Below are 19,139 nucleotides of genomic sequence, written 5' to 3'. Positions count from 1 at the left end.
CCGATTTACTGGCCGACCCGTCCCGGTGGAAATTCCCACCGTCCGCCGGAACGGATGGTGATCGACCGGCTGTCGAAGGCCCGGCACCGCCGCCGAAGGTGAATTGAGCCGGCCCGGTGTGTGCTTTCGAGCCGGGAACCATGGCAGCGAGCGATTTCCGCCCACCGATGAGCCGGGAGGGGCCTCGGCACGAGGTTTGCATATGACGTCGTCACTCGCCGCACCGAGGCGGGGATCTCGTCGGGAAACCCATCGATCGGGCGTAATCGGCCCGTCGATGTCAACTCCCTTGGTTGACAATTCAGTTGAGCCTATTGATGAAAGGCTCGTGGGGGTCTCGTGCAGGATTCGGCCGACACGCGCTGTCACCGAAGCAGCCGCGTCCTGTCCGGTTCAGGGCGGGAAACACGAGCGGCCGGGCTCCCGAAGGAGCCCGGCCGCGAAGGTGTTACGGAGTCAGGTCAGCAGTTGCCCGCGGGGCGGTCGCGCTTGACCAGGTTGGTGTAGCCGGTGGTGCCGTCGAGCCACACGACGCGGGTGCCCTCGTCGGAGTCGCCGAACGCCTGCTCACCGCGGTTGCAGGAGACGCGCTTCGGGCCGCCCTTGCCGTCGGGCGCGACCTGGTAGAGCTTCATCATCGTGTCGTTGGCCCACCAGGTGGCCGGAAGGACGGTCGAGACGTTGACCGCGTCGTCCGAGGCCGTCAGCGAGTAGGCGTAGAGGGAGCCCGCGCCGGCCTCCGGGGTGACGGTGATCGGGTTCGAGCCGTCGAGGTTCGCGCGGCGCACGGCGGCCTGGCCGTCGTCGTTGGCGTCGTCGTCCTCGATCCAGAAGACGCCGTCGTCGGTGATCGCGGTCTGGCCGACGCCCATCACGTTGTCGGCGACGGGCATCGACGACGTGGTGTGGGTTGCGCCGTCGAAGACGCCCACGCCGAGGACCGAGTCGCCGTTCGAGTCCGGGGCCACCTTGGCGTAGGCGATCTTGCCGTCCTTGATGGAGGGCAGGCCCGAGACGTTGTACGGACGGCCGCCGTCGACCAGGCCGACCTCGCCGGTCTTCATGTTGACGTACCGGACGTTGGTCACCCCGTACTGCGGGTTGACGGCGGTGTAGGCGACATAGTCGCCGTCCACGACGAGACCGGAGACGTTGGTGCCGATGGCGTCGACCACCTTGGTGAGGCCGCCCTTGACCGGACGGGCCATGATCTTGACGCCGTTACTGCTGTAGTCGGCCCAGACCACAGTCTCGCCGTCAGTGGTGGCGTAGACGTTGTAGTCACCGTTGTTGGGGCTCACCAACTGCGGCTGGCCCTTGCCGGAAGTGCTGCCCAGCCACACCGAGTACGGCTCGCTGCCGTCCTCGTTGGAGCGGGAGACGGCGTACTTGCCGCCGCCGGCGCCGACGCCGGTGTTGTAGATGTTGACCTTGGACATGAGCGTGTCGGTGTCGACGCCGAGCGCCTTCTCCCAGCCGGGGACGATGCCGTGCGCGTCGAAGGAGCGCGTGACTACCTTGAGCTGGGCCTTGGTGGCGCCCAGCTCCGTCGCTGCGGCGATGACCGCCGCGCGGCCCTCGGTGAAGCCGTCGAGCGGCGTCATGTACGCGGAGAGCGCGCGGTAGACGATCTGGTCGGCGAACTCCGCGCCGAGGTCCTGGCGCATGTCCCAGAGCGCGCCGGAGAAGATCGTGGAATTGAGGTGGACGCCGCCGCTGTCACCGCCGTAGGTGACGCCGATGAAGTTCTTCGACGTGGTGGCACCGTCGTTCAGGTCGCGCAGGGCGCACTCGCGCGGGCCCAGCGTCGTGCACAGGTCTTCGCCGAGAAGACCGGAGTCCGGGTCGTCCATCGACTGGCCGTTGGCCTCCAAGTCGATGGCGTTGCCGAAGTAGTCGGCGAGAGCCTCGTTCATGGCGCCGGACTGGCCCGCGTAGACCAGGTTCGCGGTGTGGGTGACGACGCCGTGGGTCATCTCGTGGCCAACGACGTCGGTGTCGGCCGAGAAGGTGCGATAGTCACCGCCGCCCTGGCCGTACACCATCTTCGCGCCGTCCCAGAAGGCGTTGTTGTACGGCTGGCCGTTGCTGACGACTCCGACCAGGGAGTAGATGAAGCCGTCCTTGTCGTCCAGGCTCTTCCGGCCGAAGTGGTTCTTGTAGTAGTCGTACACCTTTCCGGCCGCCCAGTGGGCGTCGACCGCACCGGAGTTGGTGTAGTCCTCGCCGAGCTCCGGTGTGGCGGGCTGGAAGTACTTGACGCCGACGGGCCAGACGCCGGAAGCACTGGCCGCCTCACGGCCGCGTGCGTCGTACGTGGCGATCATGGGGCCCTCGTACGGGGAGTCCGCGGCCCGCTTGCTGTAGTCGATCATCTGCAGAAGACCCTTGGAGTCCTTGTACAGATTGATGTCGACCTTTTGGCCGTTGTAACGGACGCCGCTGCCCTTGACGACCAACTGGTCGGCCGCGTCGGTGGAGGCGTCGGCGGGGGCGGCGGAGTCCTCGGTGGCACCGGCGGCCGTGTCCGTCGCGCCGAACGTCTGGATGCCGCTGTACTGCATGACCGGAAAGCCGGAGTGCGCGTCGATGTACACCTCCTGCTGGACCGGCGAGCCGTCGGCCGGGTTGGTGCCCGTGACGGTGATGTGCCGGGTCAGCACGCCGGTGCCCTGCGGGAGGATCGTGACGTCGCCCGCCGTTCCGGTGAAGTCGGCCTTGGCGGCCTTCTCGCCCTTGGCCGGGGCACGCAGGAGGCCGCCACCGAACTGGGTGGTGACCGCGCCGACCGCGCGCTCGATCGCGGTCTTCTCGGAGACCTTCGGGGCGACCGTGTCCAGCTTCAGCTTGGTGAAGTAGTTGCCTGAGGTGCCGGTGACGGCGCGCTTGCCGTCCTTCTTCGTCATCCGGACGACGTACTGGCCGCCGAGAACCTTGACGCCCTTGTACTTCTGCTGGAGGCGGACCGTCTCCTTGCCGCCCTTCTCGGTGGTGGTCCCGACAGCCGCCAGGTCCTTCGCCGAGGTGTCCGCGATGTGGTAGCGGCCCTTCTTTGCCTTGAGGTGGCCGCGGGCGGCGTCGGCCGCGCTGCCGGTAGCGGTGACCTCCTCGTTCAGACCGGTCACGAGCGAGGGGGTGTCGGTCTCACTGCCCGGCGTGGTCTCGGAGGCCGCGGGGGCGCCCGCAGCGGTGTCGGCGTGTGCTGCCGGCATGGCGGTGGCCATCAGGCCCGCCGTGGCCAGCAGCGCGGCTATGCCCTGTCCGACAACGACGCCGGTGCGGCGTCCCTGTGAACCAACTGCTCGTCTGCGTGCTGAAGTCCGCACGGTGCTCCTCCGGTTGCCACAAGGGCGTGAACGGTTATCGGATGCCGACATGGAAGACCCGCAGCGGGATGTGAACAATGCGTTCCACCTGCAGACTTCTGTACGTGCACACTTGTGTGGCCTGCACGCAGCGGCGAAAATCGCCAGGTGAAATGGGCTGATCTGGACGAACAGTGGCAGGCACTCGGACTCGGAGCACACGAACTCCAGGTGTACGAGGCCCTGCTGAACACCCCCGGCGACACCACCAGAGCCGCCCTCGCCCAGGCCGTCGGCCTCTCCCCCCGGCAGCTCCGCAACGCGCTGGACCACCTCGCCGAGCGCGGCTTCACGCGTCCCGCCCGGGGCTCCGGGCTGCCGGTCCCGGACGCCCCGGCCACCGCACTGCGCAACCTCATCCATCTGCATCAGGCGCAACTTCTGCGGCGCGAGGCGGAGTTGGAGGAACTGACCGGCTCCGTGGACCGGATCGCCGCGCAGCTCATGTCCGCCTCGCACAGCCCTCGCACCCTCGGGATCGAGACGCTGCGGGGGCGGCGGGCGATCGCCGAGCGGGTCACCTCGCTGGTGGTCTCGGCGACCGAGGAGGTCGCCCTCCTGGACCGCCCCCCGTACGCCGCCAGCGAGCCGGACGGCATGCCCGAGCCGATCAACATGGCGGAGCCGGTCCGGCGCGGGGTACGCGTGCGGGCCGTGGTCGACCGGGAGGGGCTGAGCTTCCAGGGGCGGGCGCGCGGGCTGAACGTGCTCGCCGCGGAGGGGGTGCAGATCCGGCTCGGCGTGGACCTGCCGACGAAGCTGATCACCGTGGACCGCCGGATGACGCTGTTGCCGCCGACCGACGCGGCCGACCCCACCGCGACTGCCCTGGTGGTCAGCGACGCGCTGCTGAGCAACGCACTGGTGCCGCTGTTCGAAGCGGTGTGGGAGCGTGCCGTGCCGATCGGCTCGGTCGACAACAGCCAGGTCACGGACGAGGACCGGGAGCTGCTGACGATGCTCTCCTCCGGCCTCAAGGACGAGGCGATAGCCCGCCGCCTGGACGTGCACGTGCACACGGTCCGCCGGCGCATCAGCCGCCTGATGCAGGAGCTGAAGGCGGAGACCCGCTTCCAGGCCGGCGTACAGGCGGCGATGCGTGGGTGGCTGACGCTTTAGGGCCTTACGTTTGGATCATGCCGACGCGTCCGCAGGAACGTTCCGGCGAACAGCGCTCCGGCCAGGACCAGCCCCGAGTTGACCAGGACGGCGACCGAGACCCCGGCGAGCACGCCGTCCGGCCCCGTGTCGCCCAGCGCGGTCATCCGGGCGGTGGCGACGGCGCTCATGACGGGGATGCCGAGGGTGATGCCGACCTGCTGGGTCATCGTGGCGAGGCCGGTCGCAAGGCCCTGTTCCTCGTCGGGGAGGCCCGAGGTCGCGGTGACCATGAAGCCGACGATCATCAGCATGTTGCCGACGCCCCCGATGAACGTGGCGGCCAGCAGCAGCCAGATCCAGGCGCCCGAGGTCCCGAGCGCCACCAGCGAGAGCGTGGCGAGTGCCTGGACGACTCCCCCGGCGACGATGGTCCCGCGGTTGCCGAAGCGGCCCACCGCCCGGCCGCCGAGGGTGCCGCCGATCACGGTGCCGATGCCCAGGACGCCGAAGGCGAGACCGGTGGAGAGGGGTGTGTAGCCCAGCACCTCCTGGAGGTAGAGCGTCAGCAGGAAGACCAGGGACGTCTCGGTGACGAAGGCGATGAGCCCGGTGGCGTTGCCCCAGATGACACTGCGGCGCTTGAGGATGCGTACGGGCACGAGCGGTTCGGCCGCCCGCTTCTCCACGAACCAGAAGGCGACGAGCAGGGCGAGCCCGGCGAGGAGCGCCACGAGGGTGGTGGGGGTGGTCCAGCCGGTCGCCCCGGCCCGGGTCAGCCCGTGGACGAGGAGCAGCAGGCCGCCGGTGACGGCGACGGCGCCGGGCACGTCGAGGCGGGGGCGCCCGGCGGGGCGGGAGTCGGCGATCACGGCCGGGGCCAGGGCGACGACGAGGGCGGCGACGGGGACGTTGACCAGGAAGGCCCACCGCCAGGAGAGCAGGTCGGTGAGGAGCCCGCCGAGGATCGCGCCCGCGGTGAACCCGGCCGACATCAGGGCGCCGTTGAGGCCCAGGGCGCGTTCGCGCAGCGGGCCCTCCTTGAAGGCGGTGGTCAGCAGGGCGAGCCCGGCGGGCGTGACGGCGGCGGTGGCGAGGCCCTGGAGCACGCGGGCGGTGAGCAGGACCTCCGGCGAGGTGGCCAGGCCGCCCAGCAGCGAGGAGAGGCCCAGGACCGCCATGCCCGCGATGAACAGGCGCTTGCGGCCGACGAGGTCGGCGACGCGCCCGAACAGCAGCGTGAAGCCTCCGGCGGCGAGGGCGAACGCGGTGGCGATCCACTGGAGGTCCTGGAGCGCGAAGCCGAGCCCTTCCCCGACGACGGGCAGCGCGACGTTCAGGATCGAGAAGTCCACGGCGATCATGAACTGGGCGCCGAGGAGCAGGGCCAGGAGGAGCTTCTGCCGCCCGGTCATCCGCGCGGGCGGCGGTGGTGCGGAGACGGTGGGGGCGGAGCGTGACGGGGTACGGCTGGGCGCGGACATGGTCGTCCCTCCTCGGACGGAAGCTAAATGGTTCCGTGGTTCCGTTAAGATGAAGGCGACCGTAGCAGAGAAATGCTCGTTAATGGAACTGGAGAACCGTTATGGCATCCGAGAGCGTGGAACCGGGCACCGTACGGCCCGGCGGGCGGACCGCCCGGGTGCGGGAGGCGGTCCTGCGCGCGGCAGGCGACGCGCTGGCCGAGCACGGCTTCGACCGGCTCGACCTCGCTGATGTGGCGCGCCGGGCGGAGGTCGGCAAGACGACCGTCTACCGGCGCTGGTCCTCGCCCACCGGTCTCATCGCGGACCTGCTGGACGACATGGCCGAGCAGTCGTCGCCGCGCGCGCGGACCGGCTCGCTGGAGGGAGACCTCAGGGCGAACGCGCGGCTGGTGCTGAAGACGCTCACCGATCCGCGCCAGGGCGCGCTGTTCCGCGCGGTGATCGCGGCGGCGACCTGCGATCCGCGTACGGCCCAGGCGCTGCACCGCTTCTACGCGATCCGGGTCGAGGAGTGGGCGGGCTGTGTCACCGAGGCCGTCGAGCGGGGCGAACTGCCGCCCGGCACGGACGCGGACGAGGTCGTACGCGCGGTCTCGGCGCCGCTCTACTACCGCCTGCTGGCCAGCGGTGAGCCGCTGGACGAGGCGGCCGCCGACCGCGCCGCCGACGCGGCGGTCCTGGCGGCGAAGGCGGGGGCGTACGTGGGGTGAGGGGGGCGCTTCTCAGAAATGGGCCCGGGCCCTCAGTCCGCCAGCAACTCCCGCAGCCGGACCGCCCACGGGTGGTCCGGACCCTCGGCCAGCGTGATCGTCTCGGCCAGCCAAGCACGTCCGTGGTCGTCCAGGACCGGCAGCGCCGCCTCGAAGTCTCGCTCGTCCTTGGGCCTTTGGGACTTGGACTTGTAGAGCAGCTGGATCTCCGGCGCGAGGTAGCGGACGCCGTCCGGGGAGAGCCGTCCCAACCGCCCCAGCGGGAGGCGGACCCGGGGGTCGCGGCGGAACACCCAGTCCTCGCCGTCCGTGTCGTCCAGCATGAACTGCAACCGCCAGGGCTCGTCCGGCCCCGGCCGGCACCAGATGTCGTGGACACCGGCCGGCAGGGTCTCGCCGGGTCGCCACGGCCGCAGGGTGCCGGGCGGATCGGCGGCCCACCACTCCCAGTCGGCCAGCACCCGCTGCGCCTCCGCCTGGTCGCGGCGCAGCAGGAGCACGTCGATGTCCCCGTGCTCCCGGTAGGCGCGGCCCACCGCCAGCTCGACCGCGTAACCTCCGGCGATCCACCACGGGGCGCGCAGTGGGGCGAGCAGGCGGACGGCCTCGGCGAGCGGTGGCGGGTCCCAGACGCCCCAGGGGGTCTCCGTGCGCACGGCGTCAGGGCCCCTTCAGGAGGTGGCGGTAGCTGTCGGGGTGTTCGCGCAGATAGGTGGCCAGGTCCGTGGCGGGGCGGCCGGTCAGGGCCGGGACGGCGTCCGAGACGGTGGCCATCTCCCCGGCCGCGATGGCCTCGTACGAGGTGACCCAGCCGGCCACCTCCCAGTCCGCGGCCCCGTAGCCCGCCCGTGAGGCGTACGCCTCCTCGCGGGTCTCCGGCACATAGCTGACGGCCCGTCCGGTGACCCGGCTCAGCTCCTCCGCCGCCTCGGCGAGCGTGAACGCCTCGGGTCCGGTCAGGTCATAGGTGCGGCCGTCGTGCGAGGGGCCGGTCGCATCGGTGTCGGCGAGGAGGACGGCCGTCGCGGCGTCGGCGATGTCCTCGTGGGCGACGGCGGCGACCCGGCCGTCCCCGGCGGGGCCGCGCAGCACGCCGTCGGCGCCGGTCATCGCGGGGAGCCCGGCGAGATACCAGCTGTCGCGCAGGAAGGTGTACCGGACGTCGGCGGTCCGGATGTGTGCCTCGGTGTGCCAGTGGTCCCGGGCGAAGGTGAAGGTGGCGTCGGGGGCGGCGCCCAGGAAGGAGACGTACACGATGCGTTCGACGCCGGCCGCGACCGCCGCGTCCACCGCGGTCGTGTGCTCCCGGACCCGGTCCGGGCTCTCGTGCGCCGAGACGAGGAACAGGGTGTGCGCCCCGGCCAGGGCGCGCCGTATGGCCTCGCCGTCGCCGTAGGGGGCGGGCGGCGCGAGGTCGGCGCCGGGGATGTCGGGCAGCCGGGCCGGGTCGCGGCCGAGCAGCCGGACGGGGACGCCGGCTCGGGCCAGCCGGGCGGCGACGCGGCCGCCGAGCGCGCCGCTCGCCCCGGTGACGGCGGTGGGCGGCCCGCTGGTGACGGGTTCGGTGGCGGGGCTCATGCCGGGGTGCCCTCCTCGGACGGCCAGGGGCGCACCTCGACGACCGCCTCGACGGGCAGCGGTCCGTAGATGTGCGGGAACTCCTCGCCGCCGGGCGCGGCCGCCTCGTAGCGCAGGGGTGCGGTGAGCCGGGCGGGGTCGATGACGAGGACCACGAGCTCCTGGTCGGCGGCGCCGGCCCGGCTGTCCGTGCCGTACAGCAGCTCGGCCACACCGGGGAGCTGATGGGGCAGCGAGCAGTGGATGAAGCCCTCTTCGTGCAGGGTGCGGCCGCGGGTGGACATCTCGTACGTCCCGATCCCGCGCGCCGCCTCCCAGAGCGGTCCTTCGGTGAGGTGCAGCAGTTCGGCCATGGGCCGAGGCTAACGCCGCGACGGGCTGCGGGGCGGAGCCTGTGGATAACCCCTCGCCGCGTCGGCGCGTCAGCCCGCCAGGAGCTTGGCCTCCGTCTCCGGGGCGAGGCCCACGGCGGGGCGGTCGGCACGCCGGGGTGCCTCGCCACCGATCTCGCGCAGCCACGTCCAGGTGTCCGCGACGGTCTCCTCGACCGGGCGGCAGCGCAGCCCGGTCGCGTGGGCGAGCCCGACGTCGCCCTGGTGGAGGGTGTCGTACACCTCGCCCGGCGGCAGCCACACCGGCAGGTCGGTCCACGGCTCGACGCCCGCCGCGAGGATCTTCTCCGCCGGGGTCCAGCGCAGTTCGGCGTCCGAACCGGTGGCGCGCACGCAGGCGTCGAGCAGTCCGCCCATGGTGGTGTGCCCCGGCCTGCTGACCAGGTTGTACGGACCGTGCAGCCCGCGCTCCGCCGCGCCGAGCACCCAGTCGGCGAGGTCGCGGGCGTCGATGTACTGGATGTCCGTGTCCGGGGCGCCGGGGGCCAGGACGGGACCGCCTCGGGCGATCCGGTTCAGCCACCAGGGCAGCCGGCCGATGTTCTCCCAGGGGCCGAGGATCAGGCCCGCCCGGACGAGCAGCGCGCGGTCGCCGAAGGCGTCCTGGGCGGCCAGTTCGCCGCCGCGCTTGGCCAGGGCGTACGACTGGTCGTCACCGGCGTCCGGCGAGGCGCCCGCCACCATGGGGCCGTCCTCGGCGAGGCCCGCCGGGGCCGGGTAGTCGTAGACGGAACGGCTGGATATGTACGTGTAGCGGGCGGCCCGGCCGGAGAGCAGCCGGGCGGCGTCGCGCACCGCCGAGGGCGCGCCGCTCCAGGTGTCGACCACCAGGTCCCAGGCGGGGCCCTCGCCCTCCGGCGCCCCGGCGGCGAGCGCGGCCAGGCCGCTGTCGGCGGTGCGGTCACCGATGATCTCGGCGGTCCCGGGCGGTGGCGCGTGGTGGCCCCGGTGGAAGACCGTGACCTGCCAGCCGCGCGCAAGGGCCGCCTCGGTCACGGCCCGGCCGACGAACTGCGTACCGCCCAGCATCAGAAGCCTCATGTCACCGACTCTGCCCCGGGGAACGGCCGGGGGGAACGGTCCACGCTCTCGGCTGAATCGGCCGGAACGGGGAACTCCTCCGGCCGCCCGCCTCAGGAGAGGGCCAGCGGGCTGCGGTGGCGCAGCAGCCACTGGTGGTATCCGGCCACCCGTCGCGCCGCGTCCCGGTACGCGGCCTCCAGCTCCGCGTAGACCGCGGTCATGTCCGCACCGGGCCGGGAGACCAGGAGCAGCCGGACCGCCAGCGGGTCGTCGCGCAGCGGGCGGATCGCCATGTCGTCCCGGGGCCCTGAGGTCGGCTGGCAGGGGGCGACCGCCTCGCCGAGGACGACGAGGGAGGCGGCGGTGAGGTAGTCGCCGTGGAGCACGACGGGTGCGAGGCCGGCCCGGCTGAACATCCGGCGCAGCCCGTCCCATTCGCCGTCCACCGTCGGGTCGACCATCCACCGGTCGGCGGCCAGGTCCGCCAGGTCGACCACGGGCAGCGCGGCGGCCGGGTGGTCGCGGGCCATGGAGACGAACTGCGGTTCGCGGTCCACGAGGACCCGCTGCTCCAGCCCGTCCGGGACGGCGAGCGGGCAGCCTTCCACCTCGTGCACGAAGGCCACGTCGAGCCGGCCCGCGTCGACCGCGCGGAGCAGGGCGCGGGCGGAGACGTCGACCCGGAGCGAGATGTCGGTGCCGGGCAGCCGCAGCCGCAGGCGGCGCAGCCAGCCGCCGATGACCCGGCTGGCGGTGCAGCCGATGCGCAGCCGGGGTCCCTCGGCGGCCGCGGCCTCCGCCTTGGCGTCGCTGACCAGGGCGGTCATGCCGTCGACCAGGGGGCGGGCACGGCTGAGGACGGCGCGGCCGAGCAGGGTGGGGCGGCAGCCGGTGCGCTCGCGGCTGAAGAGTTCGGCGCCGAGCGCGTTCTCGATCCGGCGCAGCTGGGTGGTGAGCGCGGGCTGGCTCACGCCCAGGGTGCGGGCCGCCCGGTGCAGGCTGCCGGTGTCGGCGATGGCGCACAGCGCCCTGAGGTGTCTCACCTCAAGCTCCATGGTGCCGAGATTAAAGCGGCCGGGCGAGCCGCACCATGGGCCGTAACCCGGTCAAATACGGGTGATTCCGCGGGCGTTGGGCGTGCAGACGGCAGGAGTGCACGAGATGTCCACACCCGGTGATAGGGCCGCGTTATCACCGGCTGACATCATCCGCGTGGGCTCCGCTTCCCCGACACTCTCTCCGTACCGCCCCCGTCCGATTCCGATCATCGGACGGGTTCCTCTGACAGGTAACTGGTAGGAGACCCCCCACATGAGACACCCCAGGACCGTCGTGTCGGCCGTGCTCGGACTCGGCCTCACCATCGCCGCGCTGGGCGCGGGACCGGCGATCGCCGCTCCGGAGGCGGCCGCCACGACCGCGCACGTGGCGTACTCGGCCAAGTCCGCGTCCCACGAGGACGCCGCGGCCAACAAGGCGTTCTTCGAGGCGGTCGCGAAGTCGGTGGCCGAGAAGCGGGCCGCCAACCCCGGCGCCCAGGCCGTCACCATCGTCTACAGCGCCGCCAACGCCCCGAGCTTCCGCACCCAGATAGCCAACAGCGCCTCGATCTGGAACAGCTCGGTCTCCAACGTCCGGCTCCAGGAGGGCTCGAACCCCGACTTCGCGTACTACGAGGGCAACGACTCCCGCGGCTCGTACGCGAGCACCGACGGTCACGGCAACGGCTACATCTTCCTGGACTACACGCAGAACCGGCAGTACAACTCGACCCGTGTCACCGCCCACGAGACCGGGCACGTCCTCGGTCTGCCGGACCACTACTCGGGGCCGTGCAGCGAGCTGATGTCGGGCGGCGGCCCCGGCACGTCCTGCACCAACCCGTACCCGAACGCCACTGAGCGCAGCCAGGTGAACTACCTGTGGCAGTACGGCTTCGCGGCCACGCTGACCAAGTCCGGTTCCTGACCGGTCCCGCTCGCGCCGACGGGCCGCCCCGCAGGACGGGGCGGCCCGTCGCCGTTCCGACGTGCCGTCAGCCGGTGCCGTATTCGGTACGGACCAGGGTCAGCAGTTCGTCCACGGTGAGCCCCAGGCCCCTGGCCTCGCCGACGGTCTCGCGGACCCGTTCGAGGAGGCGGGCGCGGTGCGGGGACGCACCGTCCGCGATGGCCGCGCCCCGGCCCCGGCGCAGCTCGATCAGGCCCTCCTCGCGCAGCCGCTGGTAGCCCCGCAGCACCGTGTGCACGTTGACGCCGAGCGATTCGGCCAGGACGCGGGCGGCGGGCAGTCGTTCGCCCGGGGCGGCCGCGCCGTCGGCCACGGCACGGCGCACACAGGCGGCGATCTGGTCGCCGAGCGGCACGGTGGAGGTGGGGTCGACCCGGAAGAGCATGGTCAGTGGTCCGTTCGGCGCTGGTCGATCAGGGTGTTGAGGAGCGCGGCACCGGTCGCCGAGTCGTCCACGGTGACCGCGAAGTCGCGGCCGTTCGTCAGCCGGGCCACGATGCCCTCCCCCGACCGGATCATGACACCGCTGCGCCCGGGCCGGATGCGGTACCCCCAGCCGCCGTACTCGGTGAGCGGGCTGATGTCGCGGCTGGCCGCCGTCTCTATCCGGTCCAGCGGGATCCGGACGCGCGGCCAGGGGAGCAGCCCGGTGACGGTGATCCCCCGCCGGTCGACGGTGACGTACGGGCGGGCGAAGCTCGCGATGAGCAGCCCGAGGACGAGGGGGAGCACGGCGAAGGGCCAACTGGTCGTGAACAGCACGGCGATGCCGCTCCCGACGACCAGGAGCGCCGTGAGCGGAAGCCACCAGGACCCGGTGCCGCGGGCCCATCCGGCGACCTCATCGGTGCCCAGAGCGATGCGCTCGACGTCCCCCTGGCGCCCCTCGTCCACGTCCGGTCCGGGGACGGGCGTCAGCATCGCCACGAGGTGTCCGAGCCCGAAGGCGACGACGCCCGCCCCGAAGGCGGCGGCCATGTGCCACATGGGGAAGTGGACGTCCTGCCCCCGGCCCTGCGCGTCCTCGACCGCGTCCACGTTGATGAGGAGCACGGCCCCCAGGAGGTAGCCGATGAAGGCGGCGAAGGCGTACCCGAAGCCGACCAGCATGCGGTGTGCCGTGCCGGGGAACTTCCCGAACCCCGACATCAGCGTCCACAGGAGCCCCGTGCCGAGCAGGACGAGTGTGGTGACGACCAGGTACGAGGTCTGGCCGGCGTAGTCGTCCACCCGTCCGTTGCCCACGAAGTGGCTGGCCAGCTGCGCGGGCAGCCGGTCCCGGCGGGTGGCGAAGAGCAGCAGGTCGACGGCGAGCGCGAGCAGGAACGGCAGAGCGGTGAGCACCACGCGGCCGACGGATTTCAGGTTCATCAAAACCTCCCTTGTTCGCATGCTACTAGAACAATGAAGGCGACGGCAATGACGCCGCGGTACGCGGGACGGGGCCGCGCGGCCCCGGCTCCCGGACGGTCAGGCCGTTTCGAGCGGGAACGCTCCCCGGTGGCCCGTACCGGCGCCCTCCGTCGGCCTGGGCTCGAACTCGCGGCAGCTCCAGACCTCCTGGACGAAGCCGGTCCGCCGCTCCCACAGCCCGAGCACGTCCTGCTCACCGGCCGTGCCCCGGTACGCCTCCTTGGCGCCCCGGAAGCAGGCGAGCCCGCCGGAAAGACCGCGCACCGGGTCCGGGGCCGGGAAGTAGTCGGAGAACGCGCAGGCTATGCAGGTCCGCAGGCGGACCCCGGGCGGCAGCTCCCGCTGGATCGTCGCCAGCGCGGACCCGAAGTCGCTCTCGGCCCGCTGCGAACCGAAGGCAGCCCCACCGAACCGGAGTTCCAGGTAGAGATACGGGTCGGGCTTGCGGAGGGACAGCAGGCAGCTGAGGGTCGCCTGCCGCTCCACCCCCTCAGCCATGACGGGGAACGGCAGGTCCCACTCCAGGACGCAGTCGCCCAGGACGCCGTCCGTCAGCGCGAACAGCCCCTGCTCGGCCGATCCGGCCGCCACCGGGCGCAGGCCGTCGAAGCTGCCGCCCTCGAAGTCCACGCCCCGTACGCGGAGGCGGAGTTGCTGCCCATCGGTGGTGAGGATGACGGCGTCCGATCCCTGCCGGTCCCGGTACCACCCGGCCCACGACTCATCTGTCATGAGCAGGGACTGTAGCCCCTGCCTCCGACACCGTCCCTGCCGCCCTCCGCTTGGCCGGTGCGGCCGCTCCCCACCTCCTTTCGGCGGTCGGCCCGTCAGTGCTTCCGGCGGGTGACGAACTCGGCCAGGGCCAGCAGATCGCCCGCCGCCGAGAGGTCCGGGACCGCCCTGGACAGGTGGTGCACGGCCCGCGCCATGCGGTCCGCGGCGCAGCTCTGCGCCCAGTCCCGGCCGCCGGCCCGGTCCACGGCCTCCGCGGCCCGGCTCACCTCGGCGCGGGTGTTCATCGCGCCCCGGTACAGCTCGGCGAGCTCCGCCGCGGCCGGGCCGCCCGAGGTGAGCGCGGCCACCACGGGCAACGACTTCTTGTGGGCACTGAGATCCGCGCCGACCGGCTTTCCGGTCTGGGCCGGGTCGCCCCAGATGCCGATCAGGTCGTCGATCAGCTGGAAGGCGAGCCCCGCCTCCCGCCCGAAGCCGTCCATGGCCCGGACGGCCCGGTCGTCCGCGCCCGCGTAGAGCGCGCCCAGGGCGCAGGCGCAGCCGAGCAGCGCGCCGGTCTTCGCCGTCGCCATGGTCAGGCACTCGTCCAGCGACACCTGGTCCGGGTCGCGCTCCTCGAAGGCGCAGTCGGCCTGCTGGCCCGCGCACAGCTCGATGACGCAGGTCGAGAGCCGGGCCGAAGCGCCGGGCGACATCGCCCGGCCGTCCTCGGCGAGCAGCCGCTGGGCGAGGGCCAGCATCGCGTCGCCCGCGATGACGGCGTCCGGGACACCGAACACCGTCCAGGCGGTGGCCCGGTGGCGGCGGGTGTGGTCCTCGTCGATGACGTCGTCGTGGAGCAGGGTGAAGTTGTGGACGAGTTCGACGGCGACGGCGGCCCGGACGGCCTGTTCGGGGTCGCCGCCCAGTGCGCGGGTGGCCGCCAGGACGAGCGCCGGCCTGATCGCCTTGCCCGCGCCGCCCGCCGCCGGGCTGCCGTCGGCGTGCTGCCAGCCGAAGTGGTACATCGCGACCCGCCGGATCGAGCCGGGCAGGGAGGCGACCGCCGCCCGCAAGTGCGGGTCCACGAGGGTCCGGGTGTATTCGAGGAGCGCCGCGGCCTCGTTGCCCTCGGTCGCGGCGTCTGTTCGGGTCATGGTCAATCGGTCACCCCTGTCGTTGCCGCCCCGGCCCCGGCCGCTGGCGCGGCCGGGGCCGGGGACGTGGGTGGTTGCTGGGTGCTGCGCGGGCGGGCGGGGCCCGGACCGCGAGGGGTCCGGGCCCCGGTGGCTCACCGCCAGCGGCTGACCTCGACGTTCTCCAGGACACCGAGGGCGTCCGGGACGAGGATCGCCGCGGAGTAGTAGGCCGTCACGAGGTAGGAGATGATCGCCTGCTCGTCGATGCCCATGAAGCGGACCGAGAGGCTGGGCTCGATCTCGTCCGGGATGCCCGTCTGCTGGAGGCCGATGACACCCTGCTCGGACTCGCCGGTCCTCATGCAGATGATCGACGTGGTGCGGGCGTCGCTGACCGGGATCTTGTTGCACGGGAAGATCGGGACGCCGCGCCAGGCCGGCACGTGGTGCCCGCCGACGTCCACGCTCTCCGGCACGAGCCCGCGCTTGTTGCACTCGCGGCCGAAGGCGGCGATGGCGCGCGGGTGGGCGAGGAAGAGCTTGGAGCCGCGTCGGCGCGAGAGCAGTTCGTCCATGTCGTCGGGGCTCGGCACCCCGTCGTGCGGCTGGAGCCGCTGGCCGTAGTCGCAGTTGTTGAGCAGGCCGAACTCACGGTTGTTGATGAGCTCGTGCTCCTGGCGCTCGCGCAGCGCCTCGACCGTGAGCCGCAACTGCTGCTCGGTCTGGTTCATCGGCTGGTTGTAGAGGTCCGCGACGCGGCTGTGGACCTTCAGGACGGTCTGGGCGACGCTCAGTTCGTACTCGCGGGGCGCGGCGTCGTAGTCCACGTAGGTGTGCGGGACGACGGCCTCGCCGACGTGGCCCGCGGAGAGGTCGATCGCCGCCTCGCCGTACTTGTTGGTGCGCTGCTGCGGGACGGACAGCAGCCCCGCGAGATGACCCCGCAGCGATTCGGACCGTTCGGCGAGGTTGAGCACGTCCGCCCGCCGGAGCGTGAGGACCGTGCACGCGGTGACGGCGCGGGCCGTGTACTCCCAGACGGCGTCGCCCTCGATGAGGGAGTGGTCCCCGAAATAGGCTCCGTCCGCGTGGACCCCGAGCACCGTCTCGTCCCCGTAGGGGCCGGTGCCGACCTTCTCGACCTTGCCGTGCGCCAGCAGGTACACGCGGTCCGCCGCCTCGCCCGCCGTGGCCAGGAGCTGACCGGCGGGGATCTCGCGCTGCTCGCACCTCCTGGCCAGCTCGGCGAGCGCCTCCTCGTCCTCGAAGTCCCTCAGCGCCGGGAGCTCCCCGAGCTCGGCGGGGATGACCGTGACCCGGTCCCCGGTCTGCACGAACGTGACACGGCCGTCCCCGACCGAGTAGCTCAGCCGGCGGTTCACCCGGTACGTGCCGCCCTGCACCTGGACCCACGGCAGCATCTTCAGCAGCCACCGGGAGGTGATCTCCTGCATCTGCGGAGCGGACTTGGTGGTCGTCGCGAGGTTCCGCGCGGCCGCCGTGCCGAGACTCTGCTGCGGCGGCACCTGCGCGTTCTGAACCTCTTCACCAACGGACATCTGTCGTCCTCTCGATCTATCGGCTGACCTGCGGGAAGAACACTTCCAGCACGAGGACGGGGCACGCCATTACACAAAAGAGTGTGACTAATCGGGCTTTGGGCGGGGCACAACGCTGCGCGATGCCCACCCGGCACCCGCGCCATGCCCGCACCCTTAAATTTGTATCCGGAATGCCAATTAACTAATCTGACCGCCATGCGGCTGACCAAGTTCACCGACGTCGCGCTGCGCGTCCTGATGCGCCTCGCCGTCGTGAAGCACGAGGACCCGCCGACCACCCGCGAGGTGGCGGCGGTCATGCGGGTGCCGTACTCGCACGCCGCGAAGGTCGTGGCCCGCCTCCAGCACCTGGGCCTGGTCGAGGCGCGACGGGGCCGGGGCGGCGGGCTCGCCCTCACCGAGGCGGGCAGGAACGCGTCGGTCGGCGCCCTCGTCCGCGAACTGGAGGAGCCCGGCGACGTGGTCGACTGCGAGGGCGCCACCCCGTGCCCGCTCCGGGCGGCCTGCCGGCTGCGCGGCGCGCTCCGCGAGGCGCAGGAGGCCTTCTACGCCTCCCTGGACCCGCTCACCATCGCGGACTTGACCGCCGCGCCCACCGGCCCCCTGCTGATCGGCCTCGGCGCCGGACCACCCCCGGGGGACTGACCCCCGCCGCACCGGGCCGCCGGCCCGGTGCCTACACTGCCGTTAAATGCGCATCCCAGATGCCAATTCAACATCCGAGGAGTCACCGATGCTCTCCGAGTCGTCGACCGCAACCGTCCGCGCCACCCTGCCCGCCGTCGGCGCGGCCATCGGGGACATCGCCGACCTCTTCTACCGCAAGCTGTTCGACGCCCACCCGGAGCTCCTGCGCGACCTGTTCAACCGGGGCAACCAGGCGTCGGGCACCCAGCGCCGGGCGCTCGCCGGCTCCATCGCCGCCTTCGCGACCCAGCTGGTCGAGCAGCCCGGCACCCGCCCGGACGTGATGCTCAGCCGCATCGCGCACAAGCACGCCTCGCTCGGGGTCACCCCGGCCCAGTACGAGGTCGTCCACACCCACCTCTTCGCCGCGATAGCCGAGGTCCTGGGCGACGCGGTGACGCCCGAGGTCGCCGCCGCCTGGGACGAGGTCTACTGGCTGATGGCCAACGCTCTGATCGCCATCGAGGAGCGGCTGCACGCGGAGCAGGGCGTCGTCGCCGGCGACGTCTGGCGCGAGTGGGAGGTCGTCTCGCGCACCGAGGAGACCGACGACGTCGCCCGGTTCCGCATCCGCCCCGCCGACGGCTCCCCGGCCCCCGCCTTCCGCCCCGGCCAGTACGTCTCCGTACAGGTCGAACTTCCGGACGGCGCCCGCCAGATACGCCAGTACAGCCTGTCCAGCGCCCCCGGCTCGGCGGTCCGCTCCATCACGGTCAAGCGGGTGCACGGCAACGACGCCCCGGACGGCGAGGTCTCCCGCCACCTGCACGCCCGGGTCGGCGCCGGTGACCGGCTCCGGGTCTCCGCCCCGTACGGCGACCTCGTGCTGAAGTCCGCCGAGGCCCCGCTGCTGCTCGCCTCCGCGGGCATCGGCTGCACCCCGATCCTGTCGATGCTGGAGCACCTCGCGGAGTCGGAGCACCGCGCCCCGGTCACCGTCGTGCACGGCGACCGCTCCCCCGCCGACCACGCGCTGCGCACCGACCACACCGCGCTCACGGCCAAGCTGCACGACGCCGCCGCCCACTTCTGGTACGAGAACCCGGAGGACGGCCACCCCGCCGACCGCACCGGGCTCGTGGACCTGAGCGCCCTCACCGTCCTCCCGGGCACGCACGCCTACCTCTGCGGCCCGCTGCCCTTCATGCGCTCGGTCCGCACCCAGCTGCTCGCCAAGGGCGTCCCGGCCTCCGACATCCACTACGAGGTGTTCGGCCCCGACCTGTGGCTCGCCTCCTAGGCCCTGACGTGTCCGGATCGGCTCGCACACGATCCGAACAGGGCCCCGCCGTCGCCCAGCGACCGGTCGGGGCCCTTCCAGTTGGGTAGAACCGCTCCTATACGCACAAAAGGAGCCGGTCATGTCCTCACCCATGTCCGCGAGCGCGTTTCTCGCCGCCCTCAAGAAGGAAGGGCTCACCGTCGTCGAGGTCGGCGACTGGCGCAGCCACAACCGGAACCACAAGGGCCCCTGGGGCCCCGTGAACGGAGTGATGATCCACCACTCCGCCACCAAGGGGACCGACGCCACCGTGAAGATGTGCCGCGACGGCCACCCCGACCTGCCGGGCCCGCTGTGCCACGGCGTCATCGCCAAGGACGGCCGGGTCCATCTGGTCGGCTACGGCAGGACCAACCACGCAGGGATGGGCGACGACGACGTCCTGCGCGCGGTCGTCGCGGAGAAGAAGCGACTCCCCCACGACAACGAGGCCAACACCGACGGGAACCGGCACTTCTACGGCTTCGAGTGCGAGAACCTCGGCGACGGCGAGGACCCCTGGCCCGACGCCCAGCTCGAAGCCATCGAGAAGGTCTCGGCGGCCATCTGCCGCCACCACGGCTGGACCGCCCGCTCGGTCATCGGCCACCGCGAGTGGCAGCCCGGCAAGGTGGACCCGAAGGGCTTCGCGATGGGCGACATGCGCGACCGCATCCACGACCGCCTCAAATGACCCCGG

Annotated in this window: 18 protein-coding genes; 6 read left to right on the top strand and 12 right to left on the bottom strand. The window is 72.2% G+C overall.

Features of this window, described 5'->3' with window-relative positions; genetic code table 11:
• Positions 1-461: 461 nt before the first annotated feature.
• Entirely contained in the window at positions 462-3,326 is a 2,865-nt protein-coding gene (locus AB0L33_RS12515) for a M4 family metallopeptidase (protein ID WP_365680389.1), read from the bottom strand.
• Positions 3,327-3,473: 147 nt separating this feature from the next.
• Here AB0L33_RS12515 and AB0L33_RS12510 point away from each other — a divergent pair, with 147 nt between their 5' ends.
• The gene (locus AB0L33_RS12510; RefSeq protein ID WP_365680387.1) at positions 3,474-4,484 is read left to right on the top strand and encodes a LuxR C-terminal-related transcriptional regulator; all 1,011 of its coding nucleotides are present in this window, start codon (positions 3,474-3,476) and stop codon (positions 4,482-4,484) included.
• Here AB0L33_RS12510 and AB0L33_RS12505 read toward each other — a convergent pair.
• Positions 4,481-5,947, bottom strand: coding sequence for an MFS transporter (locus tag AB0L33_RS12505; RefSeq protein WP_365680385.1), 1,467 nt, complete (start codon positions 5,945-5,947; stop codon positions 4,481-4,483). The two genes, AB0L33_RS12510 and AB0L33_RS12505, sit on opposite strands and share 4 nt — an antisense overlap.
• A 101-nt stretch (positions 5,948-6,048) precedes the next feature.
• On the opposite strand from AB0L33_RS12505, the gene AB0L33_RS12500 reads away from it, so the two are divergent.
• Positions 6,049-6,660: a TetR/AcrR family transcriptional regulator gene (locus tag AB0L33_RS12500; protein WP_365680383.1), complete on the top strand. Its 612-nt coding sequence runs from the start codon at positions 6,049-6,051 to the stop codon at positions 6,658-6,660.
• 32 nt (positions 6,661-6,692) lie between these two features.
• Here the strand turns inward: AB0L33_RS12500 and AB0L33_RS12495 are convergent, their stop codons facing one another.
• From AB0L33_RS12495 to AB0L33_RS12475, 5 genes are all read right to left on the bottom strand, one after another.
• On the bottom strand, positions 6,693-7,316 hold the full coding sequence (locus tag AB0L33_RS12495; RefSeq protein ID WP_365680381.1) for an amino acid transporter: 624 nt from the start codon (positions 7,314-7,316) through the stop codon (positions 6,693-6,695).
• Positions 7,317-7,320: 4 nt separating this feature from the next.
• Positions 7,321-8,238, bottom strand: coding sequence for an SDR family oxidoreductase (locus tag AB0L33_RS12490; protein WP_365680379.1), 918 nt, complete (start codon positions 8,236-8,238; stop codon positions 7,321-7,323).
• Complete coding sequence (locus AB0L33_RS12485; RefSeq protein WP_365680377.1) at positions 8,235-8,591, bottom strand: DUF952 domain-containing protein; 357 nt, start codon at positions 8,589-8,591, stop codon at positions 8,235-8,237. The genes AB0L33_RS12490 and AB0L33_RS12485 overlap by 4 nt, the downstream gene beginning before the upstream one ends.
• A gap of 69 nt (positions 8,592-8,660) precedes the next feature.
• A complete protein-coding gene (locus tag AB0L33_RS12480) occupies positions 8,661-9,659 on the bottom strand; it encodes an NAD-dependent epimerase/dehydratase family protein (RefSeq protein ID WP_365680817.1) in 999 nt (332 codons plus the stop codon).
• A gap of 104 nt (positions 9,660-9,763) precedes the next feature.
• Positions 9,764-10,708, bottom strand: coding sequence for a LysR family transcriptional regulator (locus AB0L33_RS12475; protein WP_365680375.1), 945 nt, complete (start codon positions 10,706-10,708; stop codon positions 9,764-9,766).
• Positions 10,709-10,964: 256 nt separating this feature from the next.
• Between AB0L33_RS12475 and snpA the strand changes: the two genes are divergently transcribed.
• Positions 10,965-11,621, top strand: a complete 657-nt coding sequence (gene snpA / locus AB0L33_RS12470; protein ID WP_365680373.1) for a snapalysin — start codon at positions 10,965-10,967, stop codon at positions 11,619-11,621.
• A 67-nt stretch (positions 11,622-11,688) separates the two neighbouring features.
• Here the strand turns inward: snpA and AB0L33_RS12465 are convergent, their stop codons facing one another.
• The 5 genes from AB0L33_RS12465 to AB0L33_RS12445 form a co-directional block, all read right to left on the bottom strand.
• Positions 11,689-12,048 carry a GntR family transcriptional regulator gene (locus tag AB0L33_RS12465; protein WP_265541263.1) on the bottom strand — a complete coding sequence of 120 codons (360 nt, stop codon included), beginning with the start codon at positions 12,046-12,048 and terminating at the stop codon, positions 11,689-11,691.
• 2 nt (positions 12,049-12,050) lie between these two features.
• Entirely contained in the window at positions 12,051-13,034 is a 984-nt protein-coding gene (locus tag AB0L33_RS12460; RefSeq protein WP_365680371.1) for a DUF1648 domain-containing protein, read from the bottom strand.
• 99 nt (positions 13,035-13,133) lie between these two features.
• On the bottom strand, positions 13,134-13,808 hold the full coding sequence (locus AB0L33_RS12455) for a DUF6304 family protein (RefSeq protein ID WP_365680369.1): 675 nt from the start codon (positions 13,806-13,808) through the stop codon (positions 13,134-13,136).
• 95 nt (positions 13,809-13,903) lie between these two features.
• Positions 13,904-14,947, bottom strand: coding sequence for a family 2 encapsulin nanocompartment cargo protein polyprenyl transferase (locus AB0L33_RS12450; RefSeq protein ID WP_365680367.1), 1,044 nt, complete (start codon positions 14,945-14,947; stop codon positions 13,904-13,906).
• 134 nt (positions 14,948-15,081) lie between these two features.
• Positions 15,082-16,488 (bottom strand): family 2B encapsulin nanocompartment shell protein, encoded by a 1,407-nt coding sequence (locus AB0L33_RS12445; protein ID WP_365680365.1) that lies wholly within the window; start codon positions 16,486-16,488, stop codon positions 15,082-15,084.
• Positions 16,489-16,686: 198 nt separating this feature from the next.
• Here AB0L33_RS12445 and AB0L33_RS12440 point away from each other — a divergent pair, with 198 nt between their 5' ends.
• The 3 genes from AB0L33_RS12440 (at position 16,687) to AB0L33_RS12430 (ending at position 19,133) form a co-directional block, all read left to right on the top strand.
• A complete protein-coding gene (locus tag AB0L33_RS12440; RefSeq protein ID WP_365680363.1) occupies positions 16,687-17,136 on the top strand; it encodes an Rrf2 family transcriptional regulator in 450 nt (149 codons plus the stop codon).
• 88 nt (positions 17,137-17,224) lie between these two features.
• Positions 17,225-18,418, top strand: coding sequence for a globin domain-containing protein (locus tag AB0L33_RS12435; RefSeq protein WP_365680361.1), 1,194 nt, complete (start codon positions 17,225-17,227; stop codon positions 18,416-18,418).
• Positions 18,419-18,539: 121 nt separating this feature from the next.
• Entirely contained in the window at positions 18,540-19,133 is a 594-nt protein-coding gene (locus AB0L33_RS12430; protein WP_365680359.1) for an N-acetylmuramoyl-L-alanine amidase, read from the top strand.
• The last annotated feature ends 6 nt before the right edge of the window (positions 19,134-19,139 follow it).

It is taken from the genome of Streptomyces sp. NPDC052299 (assembly GCF_040679335.1).
Taxonomy (GTDB): Bacteria; Actinomycetota; Actinomycetes; order Streptomycetales; family Streptomycetaceae; genus Streptomyces.
The sequence above is the reverse complement of the archived record's forward strand: the minus strand, read 5'-3'. Positions and strand labels throughout refer to the sequence as shown.